We start from the raw sequence: 17905 nt of genomic DNA on the forward strand, positions 1-17905 counted from the left end.
CACGAGGGCCGATGCTAGAAACCTCTCTCCGAAGCACCTGCGCAGTGGCCAGATCAGCATGATCCGGAGTGTCGGCGAGGTCCGGCCAGGCGGCCGCGCCGGTGTAGTCGAGTAGGCCGGCGAGCGCGTCCTCGGCCCATGCGCGCAGACTGTGCCGGAAGCTCTTGGTATCGCAGACGTGATTGCCGCCTCGGGGCTCGCCCTGGCCGGTCGAGTGGCCGTTCCCAGCCGCTATGGGGCAGTAAGAGTGGGCGTTACGGCTGAGGAGCGCGCGGACATCGAGGGCCTGAGGTTCAACCCCGGCATACGCGAGGGATTTGGGCGTCGTTGAGAGGCTCCCTGCCGCACGTCAACAATGAAACAACAATCTGTTGTTTCGTTGCATAGCTGCGGTAGGGTGACCGTATGGCACGTGACGCTCAGGACAAGGCCCGTCGGCGGCTGTCCGCCTTCACGGAGGACTCCACCACTCATGGGGCCCCGGCGCGCCAGTTGGAGCAGGACGCCGCCTGCCTGGGGCGGCTGCTGGCGGCTGCCGCCGACCATCAGCAAAGCGACGGACAGCAACCGGATGTGGCGCCAGGGGACATTGCTGCGGCGCTCGGTCTGTTCGAGGACATGCGTCTGTCGCTGGACCGGCTGGAGACTCAGGTGGTCATCGAGGCCAGGCGTCGGGGCATGGAATGGCGGGAGATCGCCGGGCACCAGGGCCTGAACTCCTCGCAGGCCGCCTCGCAGCGCTATCAGCGGCTGATGACCCGGCTCGAAGAGATCCGTCAGGGTGTCAGGTAGGAGAAGAGGACATACAGATGACGGATCAGCCCGCTGAACTCCTCGCCGCCGTCGACTCGCTGCTTGCTGCCGTCGATGACGGCACCGTGCTGCCCGCGCCCGCCGAACGGGTTCGGTTGCGCGAGGCCGCTGGGCTGACCGAGGCTGCTGTTGCCCAGGCACTCGGGGTCCGCGTGCCGAGCATTCAGGCCTGGGAGGCGGGCCGTGCCGAGCCGAAGGGGGAGCGCCTTCAGGCCTACCGCAGGCTGCTCGAGGGCCTCGCCACCGCTATCCCGCGCCACGGCTCGAGAGCCCTGTTGCCACGGTGGACGAGCCGGCCCCGCCACCAGCAGGCCCGGCACCCGCGGCTGAGGCCCTGACTGCGTCCGAGACCACCCCGGCCGCCCCGGCTCTCGTCACTGCTGCTGCGGTGGCCTCCTCGCGTCCGGCGCGCACCGCCAGGCCGTCGTCGCCGTCGCGCCGCCCGGGCGCGAGGAAGGCCGCTGCGGCCGGCACCCCGGCGGGCGTCGATCCGCGGTTCGAGAACGGTCCGCTCGCGGTCGTAGATGTCGAGGACGGCCAGGTGCTGGCGTACTGCGTCGGCGGCCTGGTCCTGGACGTGCCCGCGAAGTCCCTTGCGGCCTTGGTCGAGTGGACGCTGAAGGAGGCGAGGCTCGGTCAGCCGAAGCTCGCCGGGCCGGGTAAGGACGCCGACCCGCTGATCGTGCTCACCGAAGCTGCGCTCGAGCGCTACGGGCTGCCGGCCCGACTTGCCGATGAGGAGCGCCTGGCCGGGCGCCTGCCCGAGGGGCACAAGGTCGCCAAGCAACTGGCCCGTCAAGAATGGAAGTTGACCAAGCGCGGCTTCGGGCCGTGGGCGCGGATCTACCGCCCCGCTCAGGGTTCGGAGCGGGCCTGCGTGCAGCTGTGCATCCCGTCGTAGGATGCGCTCGACACCCGGCACTGGGCCCATGCCGCCCAGCTTCCGCCGGCGGAGCTCGCGCGGCTCCTGGGCGTGTACGCATCCCGGGTGATGACGCCGCGCGGCTCAACCGCCGTGACCGGCCTGGAGCTGATGACCGCGCTGCATCCGGCGACCCGGGCCTCCGAGCCGGACGCCGACGGCAAGCGGCACTCGCAGTACAACCCCGGCTCCCTCGGCAAAGACCCGGTGGACTGCGCACCGTGCGAGGCCCCCGATGGCCACCCGCTGCTCAAGGACCTGCCGCGCTTCCACATGCGCGGCCCCGGCGAGAAGCTGTTCGAGGAGGCGTACGACTGGGCGCGGCCGATGACCGATGCCGAGTGCACCCTGCGCCACCTGGTCGGCGTCGACGTGAACATGGCCTTCGCGGCGGGCGCCAACGGGCTCCCCGTCGGCCTGGGAGCCCCGACGCACGTCACGAACCCGGTCTTCGACCCGAAACTGCCCGGCAGTTGGCTGGTGGACCTCAGCCACGTCGACCTGTCAAAGGTGAAGGCCGGCAAGGAGTGGGTGGAGCTGGACGGCAGCCTGCTGCCCTCCCCGTTCACTCCGCAGGGCGAACGACCTGAGGGCCCGGCCTGGTACGCGACGCCGACTGTCGCCTACGCCCAGGAGCTGGGCTACGAGGTGCAGCCGACCGAGGCGTGGGTGCGCCGTGAGAACGGCCGCTACCTGGACGGCTGGTACAACCGGCTGCGCGACGCCTACCTCGCCACGATGGCCGACCTCGGCGTCGACGCCGACCTATCGCCGGCCGACTTCCTGGCGGCGATGGACGGCTACAAGGACCGTGACCCGGAGCTCGCGATCGTCGTCTCAGCGGTCAAGGCCACAGTGAAGGGCGGCCTCGGAAAACTGCGTGAACGCCCGAGAGGCGAGGGATGGCGGCCCGGCGAGCCATGGCGCGCCCTGTCCCGCCCAACATGGCGGCCGGACATCCGCGCGGCGGTCATCTCCCGCACCCGGATCAACCTCCACCGCAAGATCATCAAGCACGCCGCGTTTACCGGGCAGTACCCGGTCGCGATCCTGTCCGACTGCGTCGTCTACGCGGCCAGCGGGCCCTCGCCGCTGGACTTCCTGCCCTACCGGGACGGCAAGTCGCTGCCCGGCGGCTTCAAACTCGGCATCAACCCCGGCCTGGTCAAGCACGAGGGCACCCAGTCCGTCCTGTGGGGCGAGGAAGTCCGCGATCGGTTCCACGCCCCGGAGCTCAACTTGGCCCGGTACATCAAGGACGGCACCGTCACCGACGTCGACAACGGCGAGTAGGGGAGAGAGCAGGCGATGGCCAAGGAGTTCGGGGACGGCCTGGACAAGGCAGTCCAGAAGGCGTTCACCCGGCCGGCGCCCAAGGCCGCGGGCCCGCAGATGCGGTACATGGTCAAGCAGTTGGGCGGCACGAAGGCGGTCGCCGAACTGCTCAGCATGTCCCAGCGGCAGGTGGAGCGATACGTGGCGGGCACAGCCAAGAAGCCGCGCACCAATCTCGCCGCCCGCCTGGAGCGCGAGGTGAAGAGGCGCTGGCAGCCGCAGATCCGGGCCAAGGCTAAGGCCAAGGCGGCGACCACCGGCGGCATCGTCATCGACACCCGCGCCCGCATGGGCTACACCGCGCCGATCGGGTCCACGGACCAGGACCGCATCCGACACCTGACCGTCGCCCTGCCGCCCGTCTACGCCGCCCGCCTCTTCGACGCCCAAGAGCAGGGCGCCAGCGACGCCCGGCTCCAGGAGATCGCGGCCGAAGCCCTCAAGGACGTCTACTTCCAGGACGGCGGCCGCCGCGCCGGCAGCCTGGAAGAGGTCCGCTTCACGGACATCGAGCACCTCGAGTTCGACCTGTAGATCTCCCAGCAGCAAGGGCCCGAACCGCCTTCTTGTGACTGAGCACTTCACATGGCGGATGAGCGTGCGAGTCGGCGGACTGAGCGCCCGAGCGTGGGACACCTGGCGAGCCGAAGCGCGGTCACACCGTTGTCGAGCAGGGTTCCTACTTTCCAAACCCTCGGCGGATCTCCTCGGCGAGGACGCCGTCCTCTTCGCTCAGACCGAGGTAGGCCCACGAGATCCCGCCGTCGGCGAGCGTCTCAGCGATGGTGGCCCTCCCGGGGTACCGGGCTTCGACAGCGTCCAGTTCCGCCTCAAGCCGCCAACTCAAATACTCAGTCACAGTTCTGGGTGAGCCAAAGCACGATAGGTGTCACAAAGAAAGCCTTGTTGGCCCCAAGATCGTCGGTGAACCCACCAGGGTCGGCCGAACCACGGTGGCCCAACGCGAGCGTCAGTTGCCGTCATGGCCATCGCCTCGGATATCACGGTGGACATCCGAGGCGAGATTCAAGCCGCTGCACGCGGCCTGACCCGGCCCCGAACCTCAGTCATGTCAGAAGCTCCGGGTGACCTCGTTGCCCGGAGCTTCGTCGTGTTCCGGGTGGGTCAGCCCGGCGTTGGTGGCAGCGACAACCGACGGGCCGCGGCTTTGATGCGCACGACAGGGCGGCCCCGGTGACGCCCCCGTACGTTGTGCCGACCAGGCGCGAACGGAGAGTGGAGCCCAGGATGACCGAACTGATCCCATCGGAAAACACACGGCCGGCGCCCGGGGCGGGCAGACGCACGCTCGGCGTGCTGCCCCTGGTCGGAATCTTCTTCTTCACAGTGTCCGGAGGCCCCTTCGGGCTCGAAGCCTCACTCTCCAGCGCCGGTCCGGGCATGACCCTGCTGATGATCGTCCTGGTGCCGGTGGTCTTCGGCGTACCGAACGCGCTGGTGGCAGCGGAGTTGAGTGCCGCGATACCGGTCAACGGCGGCTACTACTACTGGGCGAAGATCGCGCTCGGCAGAGGTGCGGCATTCGTGTTCGGCGCCTGGAATTCGATCGGGTCGGTGCTGAACCTCACCCTCTACCCGATCCTACTGGTCGACTACCTGGCCACCTGGGTCCCGGACATCGCCCGCGGGAAGGGGCTGGTGATCGTGGACCTGTTCCACGGCGGTTTCGTCGTGGACCTGCACTGGATCGTCACCGTCGCCCTCATCGTCCCGATGGCGTACCTGAACTACCGCGGCTCCAAGGCGGTGAGCGAGTACTCGGTCGGGATGATGCTTCTGATCCTCGCACCGTTCGCGGTGCTGGCGGTCCTGGGCATCTGGCATGCGGTCGGCAACGGGATCAACGTGCTCTCGCCCTTCATGGTGCCGGGGCAGAGCGCCCACTCGTCGGTGGCCGGCGCGCTCAGCGTGATCGTGTGGCTGTACCTCGGCTTCGACGGCCCGAGCACCGTGCTGGGCGAGGTCGCCGACGCGCACCGGACCTACACCCGGGCCCTGGTCATCTCGGTTCCGCTGATCATCACCGCCTACCTGCTGCCCACCATCGCCGCCATCGGCAGCGGGCTGCACCGGGGCTCGCCCGCCGACTGGGCCCAGGGCGACTTCATCGTGGTCGGCGACGCCCTGGGCGGAATCTGGCTGAAGGTGCTGATCTCCCTGGGATCGGCGCTCTCCCTGGTGGGGCTGTTCATGGCGATCCTGCTGACGAGCACCCGGGTCCCGCGGGCGCTCGCCGCGGACGCGTACCTGCCGCGCTGGATGGCCCGGGACAGCAGACGGTTCAACACGCCGGTGGGTGCGCTGCTGGCGAGCACCACCGTCGTCGTCGTGCTCGCCGCCGTCGACTTCAGCTCGATCCTGCGGGCCACGGTGCTGCTCACCCTGGCCTCGATCCTGCTGGAATTCGTGGCCTTCCTGGTCCTGCGCTGGAGATATCCGCAGATGCTCCGGCCGGTTCGGGTCCCCGGCGGCTGGCCCGGCGCAGTCCTGGTCGTCGTGCTGCCCACAGCGATGATCGTGTACCTGGCGTGGAGTACGGCGGTCGACGAGGCCGCGACGTTCGGCACGAGTCTCGCGTTGGCGCTGCTGGCCGTGCTGCTGTACCCGCTGTGCCGACGGTTCGTCAAAGGCGACCGGCCGGACGCGGCTATCGACTCCTCCCAGGTCGAGCTGGGTCCGGACCGGTTCGCGGGATTCGGTTCGCGGCAGGCGGGCGTGTGATGGATGTGCAACGGGTGCTCTCTGGGCTTGCACAGCAGTTGCGGACCTGGTGGCCGGTGCCGGGAATCGCGATCAGCGTCGTCGATGGGACCGGCGAGTTGGCGTTCGTCACCGCAGGATTCGCGAACGCGGAGTCCGGGGCGCCGCTCTCCCGTCGCACGCGGTTCGAGATCGGTTCCATCAGCAAGACCTTCACCGCCTTCCTGCTCGGCATACTGGCGGACGAGGGGAAGGTGGACCTCGACGCGGCGGTCGCCGACCACCTGCCCTGGTTCGCCCCGAACGGCGGCTCCCGCGCGATCACCGTCAGGCACCTCGCGCAGCACACCTCCGGCCTGGTGGCCGGGGCCGACGCGCTGCCCGATGCCGCCGCACGCGGCTACGCGCTACGCGATGCGAGGACCTGGGCCGAACCAGGTGAGCTGTTCCACTACTCCAACGAGGGCTACAACCTGCTGGGGTTGATCGTCGAGCAGGTGACGGGGCAATCGCTGGCGGACGCCATGGCCGGACGGCTGCTGCGGCCCCTGGGCATGCGCGACTCGGCGGCGCGGATCACTCACGAGGACATCGCCGAACTCGCCACCGGGTACCGGTTCCTGCGCGACGACCGCCCGCCGCTGCCGTCGGCCCCGCTCGCGCCGGCCGGCTTCTTCGAGTATTCGGCGGCCGATGGGAACGTGCTGGCAACCGCTTGTGACCTGGGCCTGTTCGCCCGCATGATGCTGTGCCGGGGCACCCTGGACGGCACCAGGATCATCGGGCCGGAGCGTTTCCGACAGATCGTCACGGCGCCTGCCGGCGCGGTCAGTTCCGGCTACGCGCTCGGCGTGGACGTGGAAGTGATCGACGGCCGCACCTGGCTGACGCACGCCGGCGGGATGGTCGGATACCGCTCGTACCTCGCCGTCGACACCGACGGCGGGCACGGTGTCGCCGTGCTGACCAACGCACCCGGCGAGTGCCAGATCATCGACCGCTTCGCCCGCCATGTGCTCGCCGTCGTCCAGGGAGCCCCGGCGGACCCGGCGCTGTTCGACCCGGAGCGGATCCCCGACGCCCAGCGCTACGTCGGAATCCACGGAACGACGCCGCGTCAGATCCGCGTCGAGGCCACGGGCGACGACCACCTCTCGCTCACCTCGGACGGGGCGACCGGCAGGCTGTACGACGCGGGGGACGGGCGGCTGGTGTGCGATCACCCAGGATGGTCCGCCTACCACCACTCTCTGGACGGACGCTGGCTCTACGGACCCGAGTCACTGGGCCCCAGCCCCTGCGCGCCGACCGCTTCCCCGCATGCACTCGCAGGCCACTACCGGAGCTACACCCCCTGGCATCCCAGCTTCAGCATCGTGCAGCGGGCAGGACGACTGCACATGATCGCCGCAACCGGCGTGGAAGCGCCCCGCGACGAACCGGAACTCGTCCCGCTCGACGACGGGACGTTCCGCATCGGAGCCGACCCCCGGCTGCCGGAGCGCCTGACGTCCGGCCCCGCCCTGGACGGCGCGGTGCTCTGGGTCGACCTGGACGGCTGCCGCTACACGCGCTCGTTCCGGGATCAGCCAGAGCCTCGGTAAGCGCCCGTCCGCAGCTCGCGCACCCGGAGCTGGAGGTGCGCGAGCAGCATGGCGTCGGCATCGGCGAAGTCCAGCCCGCAGACCTCGCGGATACGGCGCAGCCGGTAGCGCATGGTGTTGGGGTGGATGTGCAGGGCTTTTGCCGCGGTGTCGGTGGCTCCCGCGGCGGCGAGATAGGCGGCCAGGGTCGCCGCCAGCGGACCGTCCTGGCCCTCTTCCTGGCGCAGCCGGTGCAGCGCGCCGCCGGCGTCCGGCAGGCCAAGCGCCTCGGTCGCGTCGGCGAGGTGCAGCAGCAGCACCGCCAGCGCCATCTCCTCCACGGTGCGCACGGCCGGGCCGCGGACGGCCGGGTGCCGCAGCGCCCGCAGCGCGGCGTCCGCCTGCGCCCGCACGTCGGCGATCCGGCCCATCGATTCAGCCGGGCCGCCGACGGCGACCACATAGTCACCGGCCAGTGGGGTCCGCGCGAGGAAGTCGCGAGCCAGGGCGACGGCCGACTCCAGGGCCGTGGCATGTTCCGGAGGCCAGGCAGCCAGTACGTACACCGCTCCGGTGCCCGCCACCAGGGCTGAACGGGGGTGCACGGCCGCCAGGAAGTACTCCAGCGTGTCCGCGAACCGGCGCAGCCCGGCGGCGTCCAGCGCGTCGGAGCCCGTGCTCCCGGCCAGCCGCGGGGCCGCGGCCAGGACGCAGACCGGGCCGGAGCCCAGCTGCAGCCGGCTCGCCTCCACCGGGTCGGCCGCCCCGCCGAGTACCGCGGCGGCCAGCTCGCCGCGCTGGCGGCGGGCGTAGCTGGTCTCCGTGCGCAGGCCGACCAACTGCAGCGCGACCACGGGCGCGAATTCGCGCAGCCGGGCTGTGGCCGCCTCGTGGAGCGGCCCGGTGACGGCGGCCCAGATGTAGCCGACGACGTCCGAACCGGCCCGGACCGCGATCGCCAGCCTTGCCAGCTGATCCGCCCCGGTCGCCTCCATGTACACCGGTTCGGTGCTGGCATGGAGCCGCTCGAACTCCTGACGCTCGCGCTGTTCGGCGAGCGTCCGCTGGTGCACGGCCCGCCCCAGGATGGTCTCGATCCGCTCGGAGTCGGTCCGGTCCTGCCCCTCCGACCAGGCGACCAGCGCGGAGAAGCGGTCCTCGATGGTGACCGGGGCGCCGACGCTCTCGTAGACCGCGTTCGCCAGGGCGAACAGCTCTGCGCCGCTGCCGGCCGAGCGCACGCGCGTCCTCGCGTACTCGAGCAGCTGCTCACGGACGGTCGTCGCCACGTGCATCCAGGACGCGTCTCGGTTGACCTCGATGATCGCCAGCTTGTCGTGGGCCGACGGCGGCACCGGGGCCTTCACCGCCAGCACCTCCGCGCCGGCCTGCCGCATGGCCGCCGTCAGCTCGCGCAGCTCGGCCTCCGTGGTCACGCCGACCCCCAGCACCACGCACCCGGGTCCGAGCTGTGTCGGCGCACCCGGGGCATGGATGGCGATGTCGGTGAGCGGCCCGCCGCTGCCGGTCCCCTCCTGGACCAGGCGCAGCAGCGCCGGGCCGATGTTGTCCACGAGCTGACGGACGGACAGGTGCCCCCGGGCACCGGACTCCCGCATGGTGCACCCCCAACTCGAAGGACTGTTGTGGGCGTCAAGTTTGGGAGACCCGTATTGACGATGTCAACGATGATCCGGAGTGACCGTAGTGGGAGCATGGCAGGAGAGGCGCCAGCGCGTCGACGAGGACGGCGCCCTGCGTGAGGCCACCCGCCTGCACACCGAACGCTTCACCACGGCAGTCAGCCAGCTCGGCCACGACTCCGTAGCGGTCCGGCTCGGCGGTGTGCATGCTCTGGCCGGCCTCGCCGACGACGCCCCCACCCGCGATCTGCGTCAGACCTGCATCGACGTGCTGTGCGCCTACCTGCGCCTGCCCTACACCAGCGAATCCGACCTTCCGGCGGACGACGCGGATGCTCGGCACGCCTACTTGTCCCTGCGGGAGGTCCGGCACACCGTTATCCGTCTCATCCGCGACCACCTCCGTCGGCCCCTCGACCATCCACACTCATGGCACGGCCACGACTTCGACTTCACCGCTGCGACCTTCGACGGGGGGAGAGCTTCTCCGAAGCGGAGTTCTCCGGCGGCGTGGTCTCCTTCCGTGGCGCAGGGTTCTCCGGCGGCGAGGTCTCCTTCCGTGGCGCAGGGTTCTCCGGCGGCGAGGTCTCCTTCCGTGGCGCAGGGTTCTCCGGCGGCGAGGTCTCCTTCCTCGACGCTAAGTTCACCAGCAGCGAGGGCTCCTTCTCCGACGCGGAGTGGTCGACTTCTCCAAGGCGAAGTTCTCCGGCGGCGAGGTCTCCTTCTCCGACGCTAAGTTCACCGTCGACACGGGCTCCTTCCTCGACACGGAGTTCACCAGCAGTGAGGTCTCCTTCCGTGGCGCGGAGTTCTCCGGCGGCAGGGTCGACTTCTCTCGCTCGACCGGCGAAGCACCATCCGGTCTGGTGCCGCTAAACGGATCCGCCCTGCCAACCGGCCTGTGCCTACCTGCGGCCTGGTCCACCTGACACTGTTATCGGAGAACCCAGGACGGCATGAAGACGCGTTTATTCGGCATGAGACGCGAAGGAGCGTCGGTATCGTCCCACCATGACCATCGCACCACGCCCCCGCTTCTCCGTCCGTGTCGGCCGGGCCCGACTTCACCGGACCGTACGAGGGTGTGCCGGAGCATCTCGCCGACGCGTTGAAGTCGTGGCTGCTGAACGGGCTTAGCTCTCGATTCGGGGGGCGCCTTATCTATGACGAGGATGCCGGACGCGTCATCTGCCTGCGGCTGCGCATCACTCCGGAGGCCTCGTACAGCGTCAGCAACAAGTACATCGCTCCCCTGGTGAACTCTGTCGGCGATGCTCTGCTCGATGTGATCGACCAGTTCCTGGCCTTGAGGCGCCAGACAGGTAAGACGGACGAGTACGAAGTCGCCGAACTTGAAACGCTCCTGGGCCAGGGTGGATCGGCCTATCGAGTCGCCGACGATTTTGACGGGCTGGAAGAGAGGGTCATATCAGCCGTACGCGATGCCGCACGGCAGTCCATCGCCGACGCTGCGGCAGAGCCGTCCGCGGGCTCTGCGGCCGATCACCTGGCCAGCGCGTGGCAGGCCGCCTACGGGCGGGCCCCCGATCGGCCACCTGACTCGTCAACCCGGTTTGGGGCTGGTGACACGCTCGTCAACGGCACCCCGCCTTCGCCGAAGTCACAGAAGACCGGGCCCGGGTACTCGGCAGGGGGAGTGGAAACGTGGCCGATACAACAGTTGCTGCCGTGCCGTAACACGGCATTGCCACCATCCCCGGATCAGTCAAGATCGCGCACGATCTGAGGGGAGCCGGACACATGGCAGCACAGCAGCAGACGGCAGGTACGGGGACCAGTCGGCGGGGCTTCCTTCGCAATGTGGGGCTCACCGGTGGCGCGGGCGCCATGTTCGCCACCATGGGCGCCCTCGGACTCGCCCCCACGGCGCAGGCCGCGCAGCGCGAACTCCCCTACCGCGCACCGCGGCCGGGGGACTTCACGCTGAGCGGGCGGGGCGCCGCGAAGGTGGTGATCGTGGGCGGTGGCATCGCCGGGCTCGCCACCGCGTACGAGCTGGGCAAGGCGGGCTACGACTGTACGGTCCTTGAGGCCAGAGACCGCTCCGGTGGGCGCAACTTCACGGTGCGGGGCGGGGATTCGACCGTCGACCTGTACGGCAACGCGCAGACCGCGCGCTTCAGCGACGGCCAGTACATGAACGCGGGCCCGGCCCGGCTTCCGCAGTGGATGGTGACGCTCGATTACTGCCGTGAACTCGGCGTCCCCATCGAGGTGTTCACCAACACGAACGCCGACGCCTACCTCTTCAACGAGTCGGCCGGCATGACGAAGCCGATGCGGTACCGCACCGCCAAGGCCGATGTGTACGGGTATGTGTCCGAGCTGCTCGCCAAGGCCTCCGGCAAGGGGGCGCTGGACAAGGAGTTGACCGCCGCCGACCAGGACCGGCTGGTCGAGTTCCTGAAGGACTTCGGTGACCTGGGCGACAAGCTGACGTACGCAGGTGGGGAGCGACGCGGGTACACCACCGTGCCGGCCGCCACCGGCACCCCGGGTGTGCTGCTCGGTGACCTGCCCTCCGCGTCCGAGGTGTTCGCCAGCGGCGTCGGGCGCTACTTCTCCTTCGAATTCGGCTTCGACCAGGCCATGTTGATGTTCCAGCCGGTCGGCGGCATGGATCAGATACCGAAGGCGCTGACCAAGGCGATAGGGGAGCGCCGCGTACAGACGGGCGCCGTCGTCAGCAAGATCACGGACAAGGGTGACGGGGTCGTCGTCACCTACCGGCAGGGTGGGCGTACCAAGGTCGTCGAGGCGGACTTCTGCGTCGGCGCGCTGCCGCCCAACATCCTCGCCAAGATCCCGCACAACCTCGGCTCCGGTGTGCAGGGCGCATTGGAGGCCATCACCCCGCAGTCCGCGGGGAAGATCGGTCTGGAGTACAAGTCCCGCTGGTGGGAGCTGGATCACCGGATCTATGGCGGCATCACCGAGACCGACATGGACCTCAGCCACATCTGGCACCCGTCGCACGGATTCCACGGCGAGCGCGGCGTCATGATCGGCTACTACAACTACGACGGTGACGCCGACGCCTACGCGAAGCTCGGCCCCGCCGCGCGCGAAGCACGGGCGGTCTCCCAGGGCGTGAAGATCTATGGCGAGAAGTACCGCACGGAGCTGGCGTCGTCGTTCTCGCACCACTGGCGCCAGACCCCGCACCTGGAAGCCGCCTGGCACGACACCCCGGGCGGCCCCGACGACCCGCGCTACAAGTCCCTCAACGAGCCCGGCGGGCGCGTCTACTTCGCCGGTGACTGGCTCAGCTACACGGATGCGTGGCAGCACGGCGCGTTCACGTCCGCGCGGCGGGCAGTGAGCAAGCTGCACACGCGCGTGATGGCCGCCTGAGCGCCGTCGGCTATGTAGGAGACTGCTGAGAACGGGCGCGGGCAGCAATGCCCGCGCCCTCTTCGGTATGCCCGGCATGGACGATTGCTGCGGGGGTGGAGGTCCGCTGAATGAGCCTCAGGGACGCATTGCGGCGTAGCCCACGAGAGTGTCGAGGGCGGTTTTCGCCCGCCGTCCGCGGTCAGGCGCGCCGCCTCGGCGGCCTCCTGCTCCGTGTAGCCCGGGGTCGGCGGGCGCTCGATGTCGTGGGGGCCGTGGCCGGTCGCGGCAATGCCGTTCTCGTCCGGCTGCACCGACCAGGGCAGCGTCCGGGACAGTGCCGCGAGGGCGGTGTACGCGGTGTCGAGGTCGCGGCGGGCAGCAAGAAGGTCGCTGGGTGGTCGCGATGAGAACCGGAACATCCCGTTGGGCGGGCAGCGCGCCGCCGAGGCCCGACACGGCCTGCGCCGACCTGCGATTCACGTGCTCGGGAACAGGGGCCCGCCCGCCATGAGGCCGCCGTCGACCACGAGAATGTGCCCGGTGACGTAGCTCGCCTTGTCCGAACCCAGGTACTGGACAGCCTCGGCGATCTCCTCCGGGGTGCCTGCCCGGTGCATAGGCAGCACCGAATCGACCGCGTCACGCGCCGTGTCGTCGCCGGTGAACCGCTCGTACATAGCGGTCCGGGTGTAGCCAGGCGCGACCGCATTGACCCGGATACCGTGGGCGGCGCCTTCGAGTGCGGCCGCCTTGGTGATGCCGACGACGGCGTGCTTGCTGCCGACGTACAAGGTCACCCCGGGGTAACCCATCATGCCCAAGGTGGAGCTGACGTTGATGATGCTGCCGCCGCCCCGTTCCCTCATGACCCGGAACTCGTGCTTCAAGCACAGCAGCGTTCCCTTGACATTGGTATCGAAGGTGGCCTGGTAAGCCTCGTCGGTCACCTCGGTGACAGGGCCGGGTGTTCCCTCCGTGCCAGCGTTGTTGACAGCGACATCGATCCGCCCGAACCGCGCGACCGCACGGTCGACGAGGTCCTTCGCATCGGCGTCGAAACGGACGTCGGCACGCACGAACTCCGCCGGGGCGCCGAGGCCGGCCAGCTCCCCGGCAAACTGCTCACCCACCTCCTCGTGGCGGCCGGAGACCACAAGGTTCGCGCCTTGACGTGCGTAAGCCAAGGCGGTGGCGCGGCCGATACCGGTGAGCGCGCCCGTGATGAGTACGACGGGATCAGACACGTCGAGGGTCCTTCCTGCAACCACCCAGGTGAACGACGGGCAAGCGGTTCGGAACCCGCACGACACTGGGTTCCTCTTCGGGCCGGGGCATATCCACCGGTACGCCCGCACGGAAGGTGTCCCAGGCGGACGACAGCCGCATCGGACCCGAGCGCCGTATCCATCGAACGGCGGCACTCGATGGCCCGTATGGCCTAGCTGTATTGAGCACGAGCGTTGTTGACGTCCCCGGATCTTGCTGAACAGCGAAGGCCTCCGCTGTGGTGGAGCGTGGAGCTGCCCAGGGAGCGGAAGGCCGAAGCGATGGCGTACCTGCCCGCACCGTCCCCCGTCCCTGAGCCGGCCCCTGAGGTGCTGCTGGACGCGATCGACGACGAACTCGAAAGCATCGCTCACGACGGGGCCGGCCGTAGAGATGCTGGGAGTCGAGGACGTCTGACCGATGGGCATGTCTTCGCCTCCGAGCGCGCCACGAAGCTGGAGACCGCCGGCGCCAACAAGCAGCGCCCGCTGTGGGCCTCCACCGGCGTCAAGGACCCCGCGTACAAGGACACCCCGTACGTCGACGAGCTCGTCGCGCCCGGCACGGTCAACACGATGCCGGAGGGCACCCTGAAGGCCACCGCCGACCACGGCGAGATCACCGGCGACACCATCACGGGCGGCTACGAGCAGGCCCGCGCCGACCTCAAGGCCGCCGACGCGCTCGGCATCTCCTACGACGAGGTCACCCAGCAGCTCGAGGACGAGGCCGTCGCCAAGTTCGAGATCGCCTGGAACGACCTGCTCACGTCGACTGAAGAGGCGATGGGGCACGTTGGAGGAGCTGCGAGGCACTGATCCCCGAAGGCCGCGCTTGTGCCTCGTGAGACATGCCTCAATCTGAAGAACGCGGGCTGGTGTGTCCGAAACGGCGCGGGGCTGGCGCCAGCGGGTGCGGAGGCGGTGGTGGGTCCTGTCCGAAGAAGTCGAGTGCGGCCTGCGGGCCGTGATCGCGGCGCGCATGGCGCACTCGTCCAGGTCCCAGACCTTCTCGCGCGCCGTGTTCGTTGCGGGATGAGCAATGGACGATCAATGACGCCAGGCCGCACACCTGGGCCCAGGCGCGAGCTGGCGCCCGGCAAGTGCCACCTATTCATCAGCCCTCGGCCTTCAAGGCAGTCGGTGGCAGAGCCAGGCCCACAGGGCGTTGACCGTCGCGCCGTGGTCACCAGCTCGAAACGCAGTCGGGCATCCAGGCAGATCTTGTCGAAGAGGTCGGCGTCAGGCCGGGTCCCGCAGGGTGTACCAGGTGAGGAGCACGACGACATCTCGAAGACGAGGAGATCGTCGCTGCCCTGAAGGGCGGGGCCGAGGCCGGAGCCTGACCGCGCGGCGGGCGGCCGGGTTCAGTCGGGCAAGCCGCCCAGGAAGTCGAGCAGTGCCGCGTTCACTTCGGCCGGGCGTTCCTGTTGGGTCCAGTGGCCGCAGCCGGGGAGGGTGACGGTGGGGTGGAGTGTCGGGTTCAGCTGCTGGAGTGCGGGCAGAAGCTGGTCCATGCCGGGGAAGACGCCCACCAGGTCGCGGTCGCCTACGACGTAGAGTGCGGGAACCTGGATCGGGAGGGCGTCCCAGGCCGCACCCAGCTCCCAGTTGCGGTCGATGTTGCGGTACAGGTTCAGACCGCCGGTGAAGCCGTTGCGCCGGTACTCCTCGGCGAACACCGCGATGTCGTCCTCCGTCAGCCAGGCCGGCAGTTCCTTCGGCTCGGCGAGGGTCTCCAGGAAGGTGCTGCCCAGGGGCACGAGGGGCTGCGGGGGCGGGTCGGTCTGGGGGTTGTCGCCGCTTGCTCCGTAGAGAAAGCGGCGGAAGGTGTTCTCCGGGGCCTCGGCGAACTCGGCGTCGGCCACGCCCGGTTGGCAGAAGTAGTTCTGGTAGAAGCGGCCGTCGAACATCTCCGCCAGCGCGGTGAGCGGCGGGGTGTGACCGGGGTCGGGCACCGGCGGCGGCACGCTCAGGCCTACGACGCCGCGCACCAGGTCCGGGCGCAGCTGCGCGGTGAGCCAGGCGACGGGGGCGCCCCAGTCGTGGCCGACCACGGCGAAGCGCTCGCGGTCCAACTGCCGTACCAGTGAGACGACATCGCCGACGAGGTTCGCCAGCGTGTACGCCTCGACGAGCGCCGGCGCGTCGCTGCGGGCGAAGCCGCGCTGGTCCGGGGCGACGGCGCGGTAGCCGGCCGCGGCGAGCGCGGTGAGCTGGTGGCGCCAGGAGTACCAGCACTCCGGGAAGCCATGCAGCAGCACCACCAGCGGAGCGTCCTCGTCGCCCGCAGCCGCGTAGTGCAGGGTCAGGCCCTTGACCTTGATGCTGTGATGCTCCACGCCCTCGATGTGCGCCGCCACGGCCCCTCCTTGGATCGTGCTCCGTCAACTTCCGTCAGACTAGGCCCATGTGTCGCGCGGAACACTGAGCGTTTTCCATCCTCATGTTGAGGCGTCGTGGAGGACGAGGACAGCCTTCACGATGTCGGTGATGCGGTTGGTGCTGCAGCGGAGTCGAAGTAGGCGCCAGCCCTTCATTCCGTGCTGTCGGGCGGCGGCCAGATCGTGGGTCGAGCCGGGCAGGGCCGGTGAGGCCCAGAGCAGGCGGCCGAACGGATCGGTGAGGACCTGGACGTTCATGCCGTGGCGTTTATGTTTCCCGAGTAGTACGGGGTGCCGGCGGCGATGCGGTCGATCGACAGCAGGATGCCGTCAAGAATGACGAACGCCTTGGTCCGGATCGTCCTCATCGCCTCGGCCAGGGACGGGGCGATGACGGCCAGCACCTCGACGGCCTCGCGGATGGAGCCGAACACGGTCGCGATCCCGATACCGAACCCGGCGGCGAGCTGGGTATAGGTGTCGCCGCACCGCAGGTGGGCCAGCGCTGATGGCGCTCGTTGAAAATCCCCACCCCCTGCTCATGGGCTCCCCAGGCCTGCTCACTTTCTCTCCCCACCCATCTGCCTAGACTCCAAGCAGTTCCTGTCAGGTTCATGGTGCAAGGTGTGCCACGGTTGCCATGATCTGTACTTGACATGCTCCCCCTCCTGAAGGAGGGGGATTCCTACGGCTCGCGCCGTGGGGCTTTCTGCTTCGTCGCCGACTGCCCGCCCGGAGAACTCCGTTGAGGTCTTACACCAGCTCCACAGACTGTCACCGCCAGCCCGGCGGCCAGAAGGTTGCGTGCTGCGTTCACGTCCCGGTCATGGGTCGTTCCGCACTCACACGTCCAGGTACGGACGTGGAGCGGCATCGTGCCCTGCACGCTGCCGCAGTGGGAGCACAGCTTGGACGAGGGGAAGAAGCGGTCGACCGCGATCACTTCCCGCCCGTACCAGGCGGCCTTGTACTCCAGCATGCTCCGCAAGTCCGACCACGCCGCATCCGAGATGGCGCGGGCCAGTTTCCGGTTCTTGACCATGTTGCGCACGGTCAGGTCCTCGATCACGATCGTTTGGTTTTCACGAACGAGTCGAGTGGTCAGTTGGTGCAGGTGGTCGCGGCGACGGTCGGCGATGCGGGCGTGGATCTTGGCGACCTTGCGCCGGGCCCTGGCCCGGTTCGCACTGCCCTGCTCCTTCTTCGCCATGCGGCGCTGAGCCTGGGCGAGGGCGGCACGGTCCTTGCGTTCGTGCCGAGGGTTGGCGATCTTCTCCCCGGTGGACAGGGTCAGCAGGTGATCCAGACCGACGTCGATTCCCACTGCCGCATCGGCAGCGGCAAGTGGCTCGATGGCCGGGTCCTCGCACAGCAGGGAGACGAACCAGCGCCCCGCCGCGTCCTGCGACACGGTCACCGTGGACGGGGACGCGCCCTCGGGCAGCGGGCGCGACCACACGATGTCCAGCGGCCGGGCCATCTTCGCCAGAGTCAGCTCCCCGGCACGGAACCGGAAACCGCTGGTGGTGTACTCGGCAGATTTCCGCGACTTCTTCTTCGACTTGAAGCGCGGATACTTAGCCCGCTTGGCGAAGAAGTTACTGAACGCCGCCTGCAAGTGCCGCAGACACTGCTGCAACGGTACGGAGGAAACCTCGTTGAGGAACGCCAGTTCCCCGGTCTTCTTCCATGCGGTCAGCATGGCCGAGGTGGCGTTGTAGTTGACCCGCTCCTGCCGCGCCCACGCTTCGGTGCGGGCGGCAAGCGCGAGGTTGTAGACCTTGCGCACGCATCCGAACGTGCGCGACAGCTCGGCAGCCTGCGCATCGGTCGGATAGAAGCGGTACTTGAACGCCCGCTTCACACAAGTCGTGGCCACGCT

Annotated in this window: 13 protein-coding genes and 3 pseudogenes; 9 read left to right on the top strand and 7 right to left on the bottom strand. The window is 69.1% G+C overall.

Annotation, left to right across the window (positions count from 1 at the left end; all coding sequences use genetic code 11):
• Positions 1-405: 405 nt before the first annotated feature.
• The 3 genes and pseudogenes from OHO83_RS46425 (at position 406) to tpg (ending at position 3604) form a co-directional block, all read left to right on the top strand.
• Positions 406-792, top strand: coding sequence for a hypothetical protein (locus OHO83_RS46425; protein ID WP_266681915.1), 387 nt, complete (start codon positions 406-408; stop codon positions 790-792).
• Positions 793-809: 17 nt separating this feature from the next.
• Positions 810-3028 (top strand): annotated as a pseudogene (gene tap, locus OHO83_RS46430) (telomere-associated protein Tap).
• Positions 3029-3043: 15 nt separating this feature from the next.
• Positions 3044-3604, top strand: coding sequence for a telomere-protecting terminal protein Tpg (tpg, locus tag OHO83_RS46435; RefSeq protein WP_266681917.1), 561 nt, complete (start codon positions 3044-3046; stop codon positions 3602-3604).
• 145 nt (positions 3605-3749) lie between these two features.
• Here tpg and OHO83_RS46440 read toward each other — a convergent pair whose 3' ends face one another.
• Positions 3750-3929: a hypothetical protein gene (locus OHO83_RS46440; protein ID WP_266681919.1), complete on the bottom strand. Its 180-nt coding sequence runs from the start codon at positions 3927-3929 to the stop codon at positions 3750-3752.
• A 389-nt stretch (positions 3930-4318) separates the two neighbouring features.
• Here OHO83_RS46440 and OHO83_RS46445 point away from each other — a divergent pair, with 389 nt between their 5' ends.
• On the top strand, positions 4319-5812 hold the full coding sequence (locus tag OHO83_RS46445; RefSeq protein ID WP_266681921.1) for an APC family permease: 1494 nt from the start codon (positions 4319-4321) through the stop codon (positions 5810-5812).
• Positions 5813-5826: 14 nt separating this feature from the next.
• Positions 5827-7395: a serine hydrolase domain-containing protein gene (locus tag OHO83_RS46450; RefSeq protein ID WP_266681923.1), complete on the top strand. Its 1569-nt coding sequence runs from the start codon at positions 5827-5829 to the stop codon at positions 7393-7395.
• Here OHO83_RS46450 and OHO83_RS46455 read toward each other — a convergent pair.
• Both OHO83_RS46455 and OHO83_RS46460 read right to left on the bottom strand, forming a co-directional pair.
• Entirely contained in the window at positions 7377-8993 is a 1617-nt protein-coding gene (locus OHO83_RS46455; protein WP_266681925.1) for a helix-turn-helix domain-containing protein, read from the bottom strand. The genes OHO83_RS46450 and OHO83_RS46455 overlap by 19 nt on opposite strands.
• Before the next feature lie 34 nt (positions 8994-9027).
• Positions 9028-9438, bottom strand: a complete 411-nt coding sequence (locus tag OHO83_RS46460) for a hypothetical protein (RefSeq protein ID WP_266681927.1) — start codon at positions 9436-9438, stop codon at positions 9028-9030.
• A 256-nt stretch (positions 9439-9694) separates the two neighbouring features.
• Here OHO83_RS46460 and OHO83_RS46465 point away from each other — a divergent pair, with 256 nt between their 5' ends.
• The 3 genes from OHO83_RS46465 to OHO83_RS46475 all read left to right on the top strand — a co-directional run bounded on the left by OHO83_RS46465 (position 9695) and on the right by OHO83_RS46475 (position 12392).
• A complete protein-coding gene (locus tag OHO83_RS46465; RefSeq protein WP_266681929.1) occupies positions 9695-9946 on the top strand; it encodes a pentapeptide repeat-containing protein in 252 nt (83 codons plus the stop codon).
• A 155-nt stretch (positions 9947-10101) separates the two neighbouring features.
• Positions 10102-10764, top strand: a complete 663-nt coding sequence (locus tag OHO83_RS46470; RefSeq protein ID WP_266681931.1) for a hypothetical protein — start codon at positions 10102-10104, stop codon at positions 10762-10764.
• Between the two features lie 101 nt (positions 10765-10865).
• The gene (locus tag OHO83_RS46475; protein WP_266682100.1) at positions 10866-12392 is read left to right on the top strand and encodes a flavin monoamine oxidase family protein; all 1527 of its coding nucleotides are present in this window, start codon (positions 10866-10868) and stop codon (positions 12390-12392) included.
• Between the two features lie 458 nt (positions 12393-12850).
• Here the strand turns inward: OHO83_RS46475 and OHO83_RS46480 are convergent, their stop codons facing one another.
• Positions 12851-13618 (bottom strand): SDR family NAD(P)-dependent oxidoreductase, encoded by a 768-nt coding sequence (locus tag OHO83_RS46480; RefSeq protein ID WP_266681933.1) that lies wholly within the window; start codon positions 13616-13618, stop codon positions 12851-12853.
• Between the two features lie 450 nt (positions 13619-14068).
• Here OHO83_RS46480 and OHO83_RS46485 point away from each other — a divergent pair.
• Positions 14069-14458 (top strand): annotated as a pseudogene (locus OHO83_RS46485) (transaldolase family protein); the annotation flags it as partial.
• A gap of 548 nt (positions 14459-15006) precedes the next feature.
• Here OHO83_RS46485 and OHO83_RS46490 read toward each other — a convergent pair.
• From OHO83_RS46490 to OHO83_RS46500, 3 genes and pseudogenes are all read right to left on the bottom strand, one after another.
• A complete protein-coding gene (locus tag OHO83_RS46490) occupies positions 15007-16002 on the bottom strand; it encodes an alpha/beta fold hydrolase (RefSeq protein ID WP_266681934.1) in 996 nt (331 codons plus the stop codon).
• Positions 16003-16083: 81 nt separating this feature from the next.
• Positions 16084-16544: pseudogene (locus tag OHO83_RS46495) on the bottom strand (transposase family protein); the annotation flags it as partial.
• Positions 16545-16708: 164 nt separating this feature from the next.
• Entirely contained in the window at positions 16709-17902 is a 1194-nt protein-coding gene (locus OHO83_RS46500; RefSeq protein ID WP_266681935.1) for an RNA-guided endonuclease InsQ/TnpB family protein, read from the bottom strand.
• Between the last annotated feature and the right edge of the window lie 3 nt (positions 17903-17905).

The sequence above is a fragment of the Streptomyces sp. NBC_00569 genome, from assembly GCF_036345255.1.
Taxonomy (GTDB): domain Bacteria; phylum Actinomycetota; class Actinomycetes; order Streptomycetales; family Streptomycetaceae; genus Streptomyces.

Excerpts from the sequence above, each read along its gene's own strand:
- OHO83_RS46425 (WP_266681915.1), top strand. The coding sequence starts at position 406 with ATGGCACGTGACGCTCAGGACAAGGCCCGTCGGCGGCTGTCCGCCTTC.
- tpg (WP_266681917.1), top strand. The coding sequence starts at position 3,044 with ATGGCCAAGGAGTTCGGGGACGGCCTGGACAAGGCAGTCCAGAAGGCG.
- OHO83_RS46445 (WP_266681921.1), top strand. The coding sequence starts at position 4,319 with ATGACCGAACTGATCCCATCGGAAAACACACGGCCGGCGCCCGGGGCG.
- OHO83_RS46455 (WP_266681925.1), bottom strand. The coding sequence starts at position 8,993 with ATGCGGGAGTCCGGTGCCCGGGGGCACCTGTCCGTCCGTCAGCTCGTG.
- OHO83_RS46460 (WP_266681927.1), bottom strand. The coding sequence starts at position 9,438 with ATGGTCGAGGGGCCGACGGAGGTGGTCGCGGATGAGACGGATAACGGT.
- OHO83_RS46475 (WP_266682100.1), top strand. The coding sequence starts at position 10,866 with ATGTTCGCCACCATGGGCGCCCTCGGACTCGCCCCCACGGCGCAGGCC.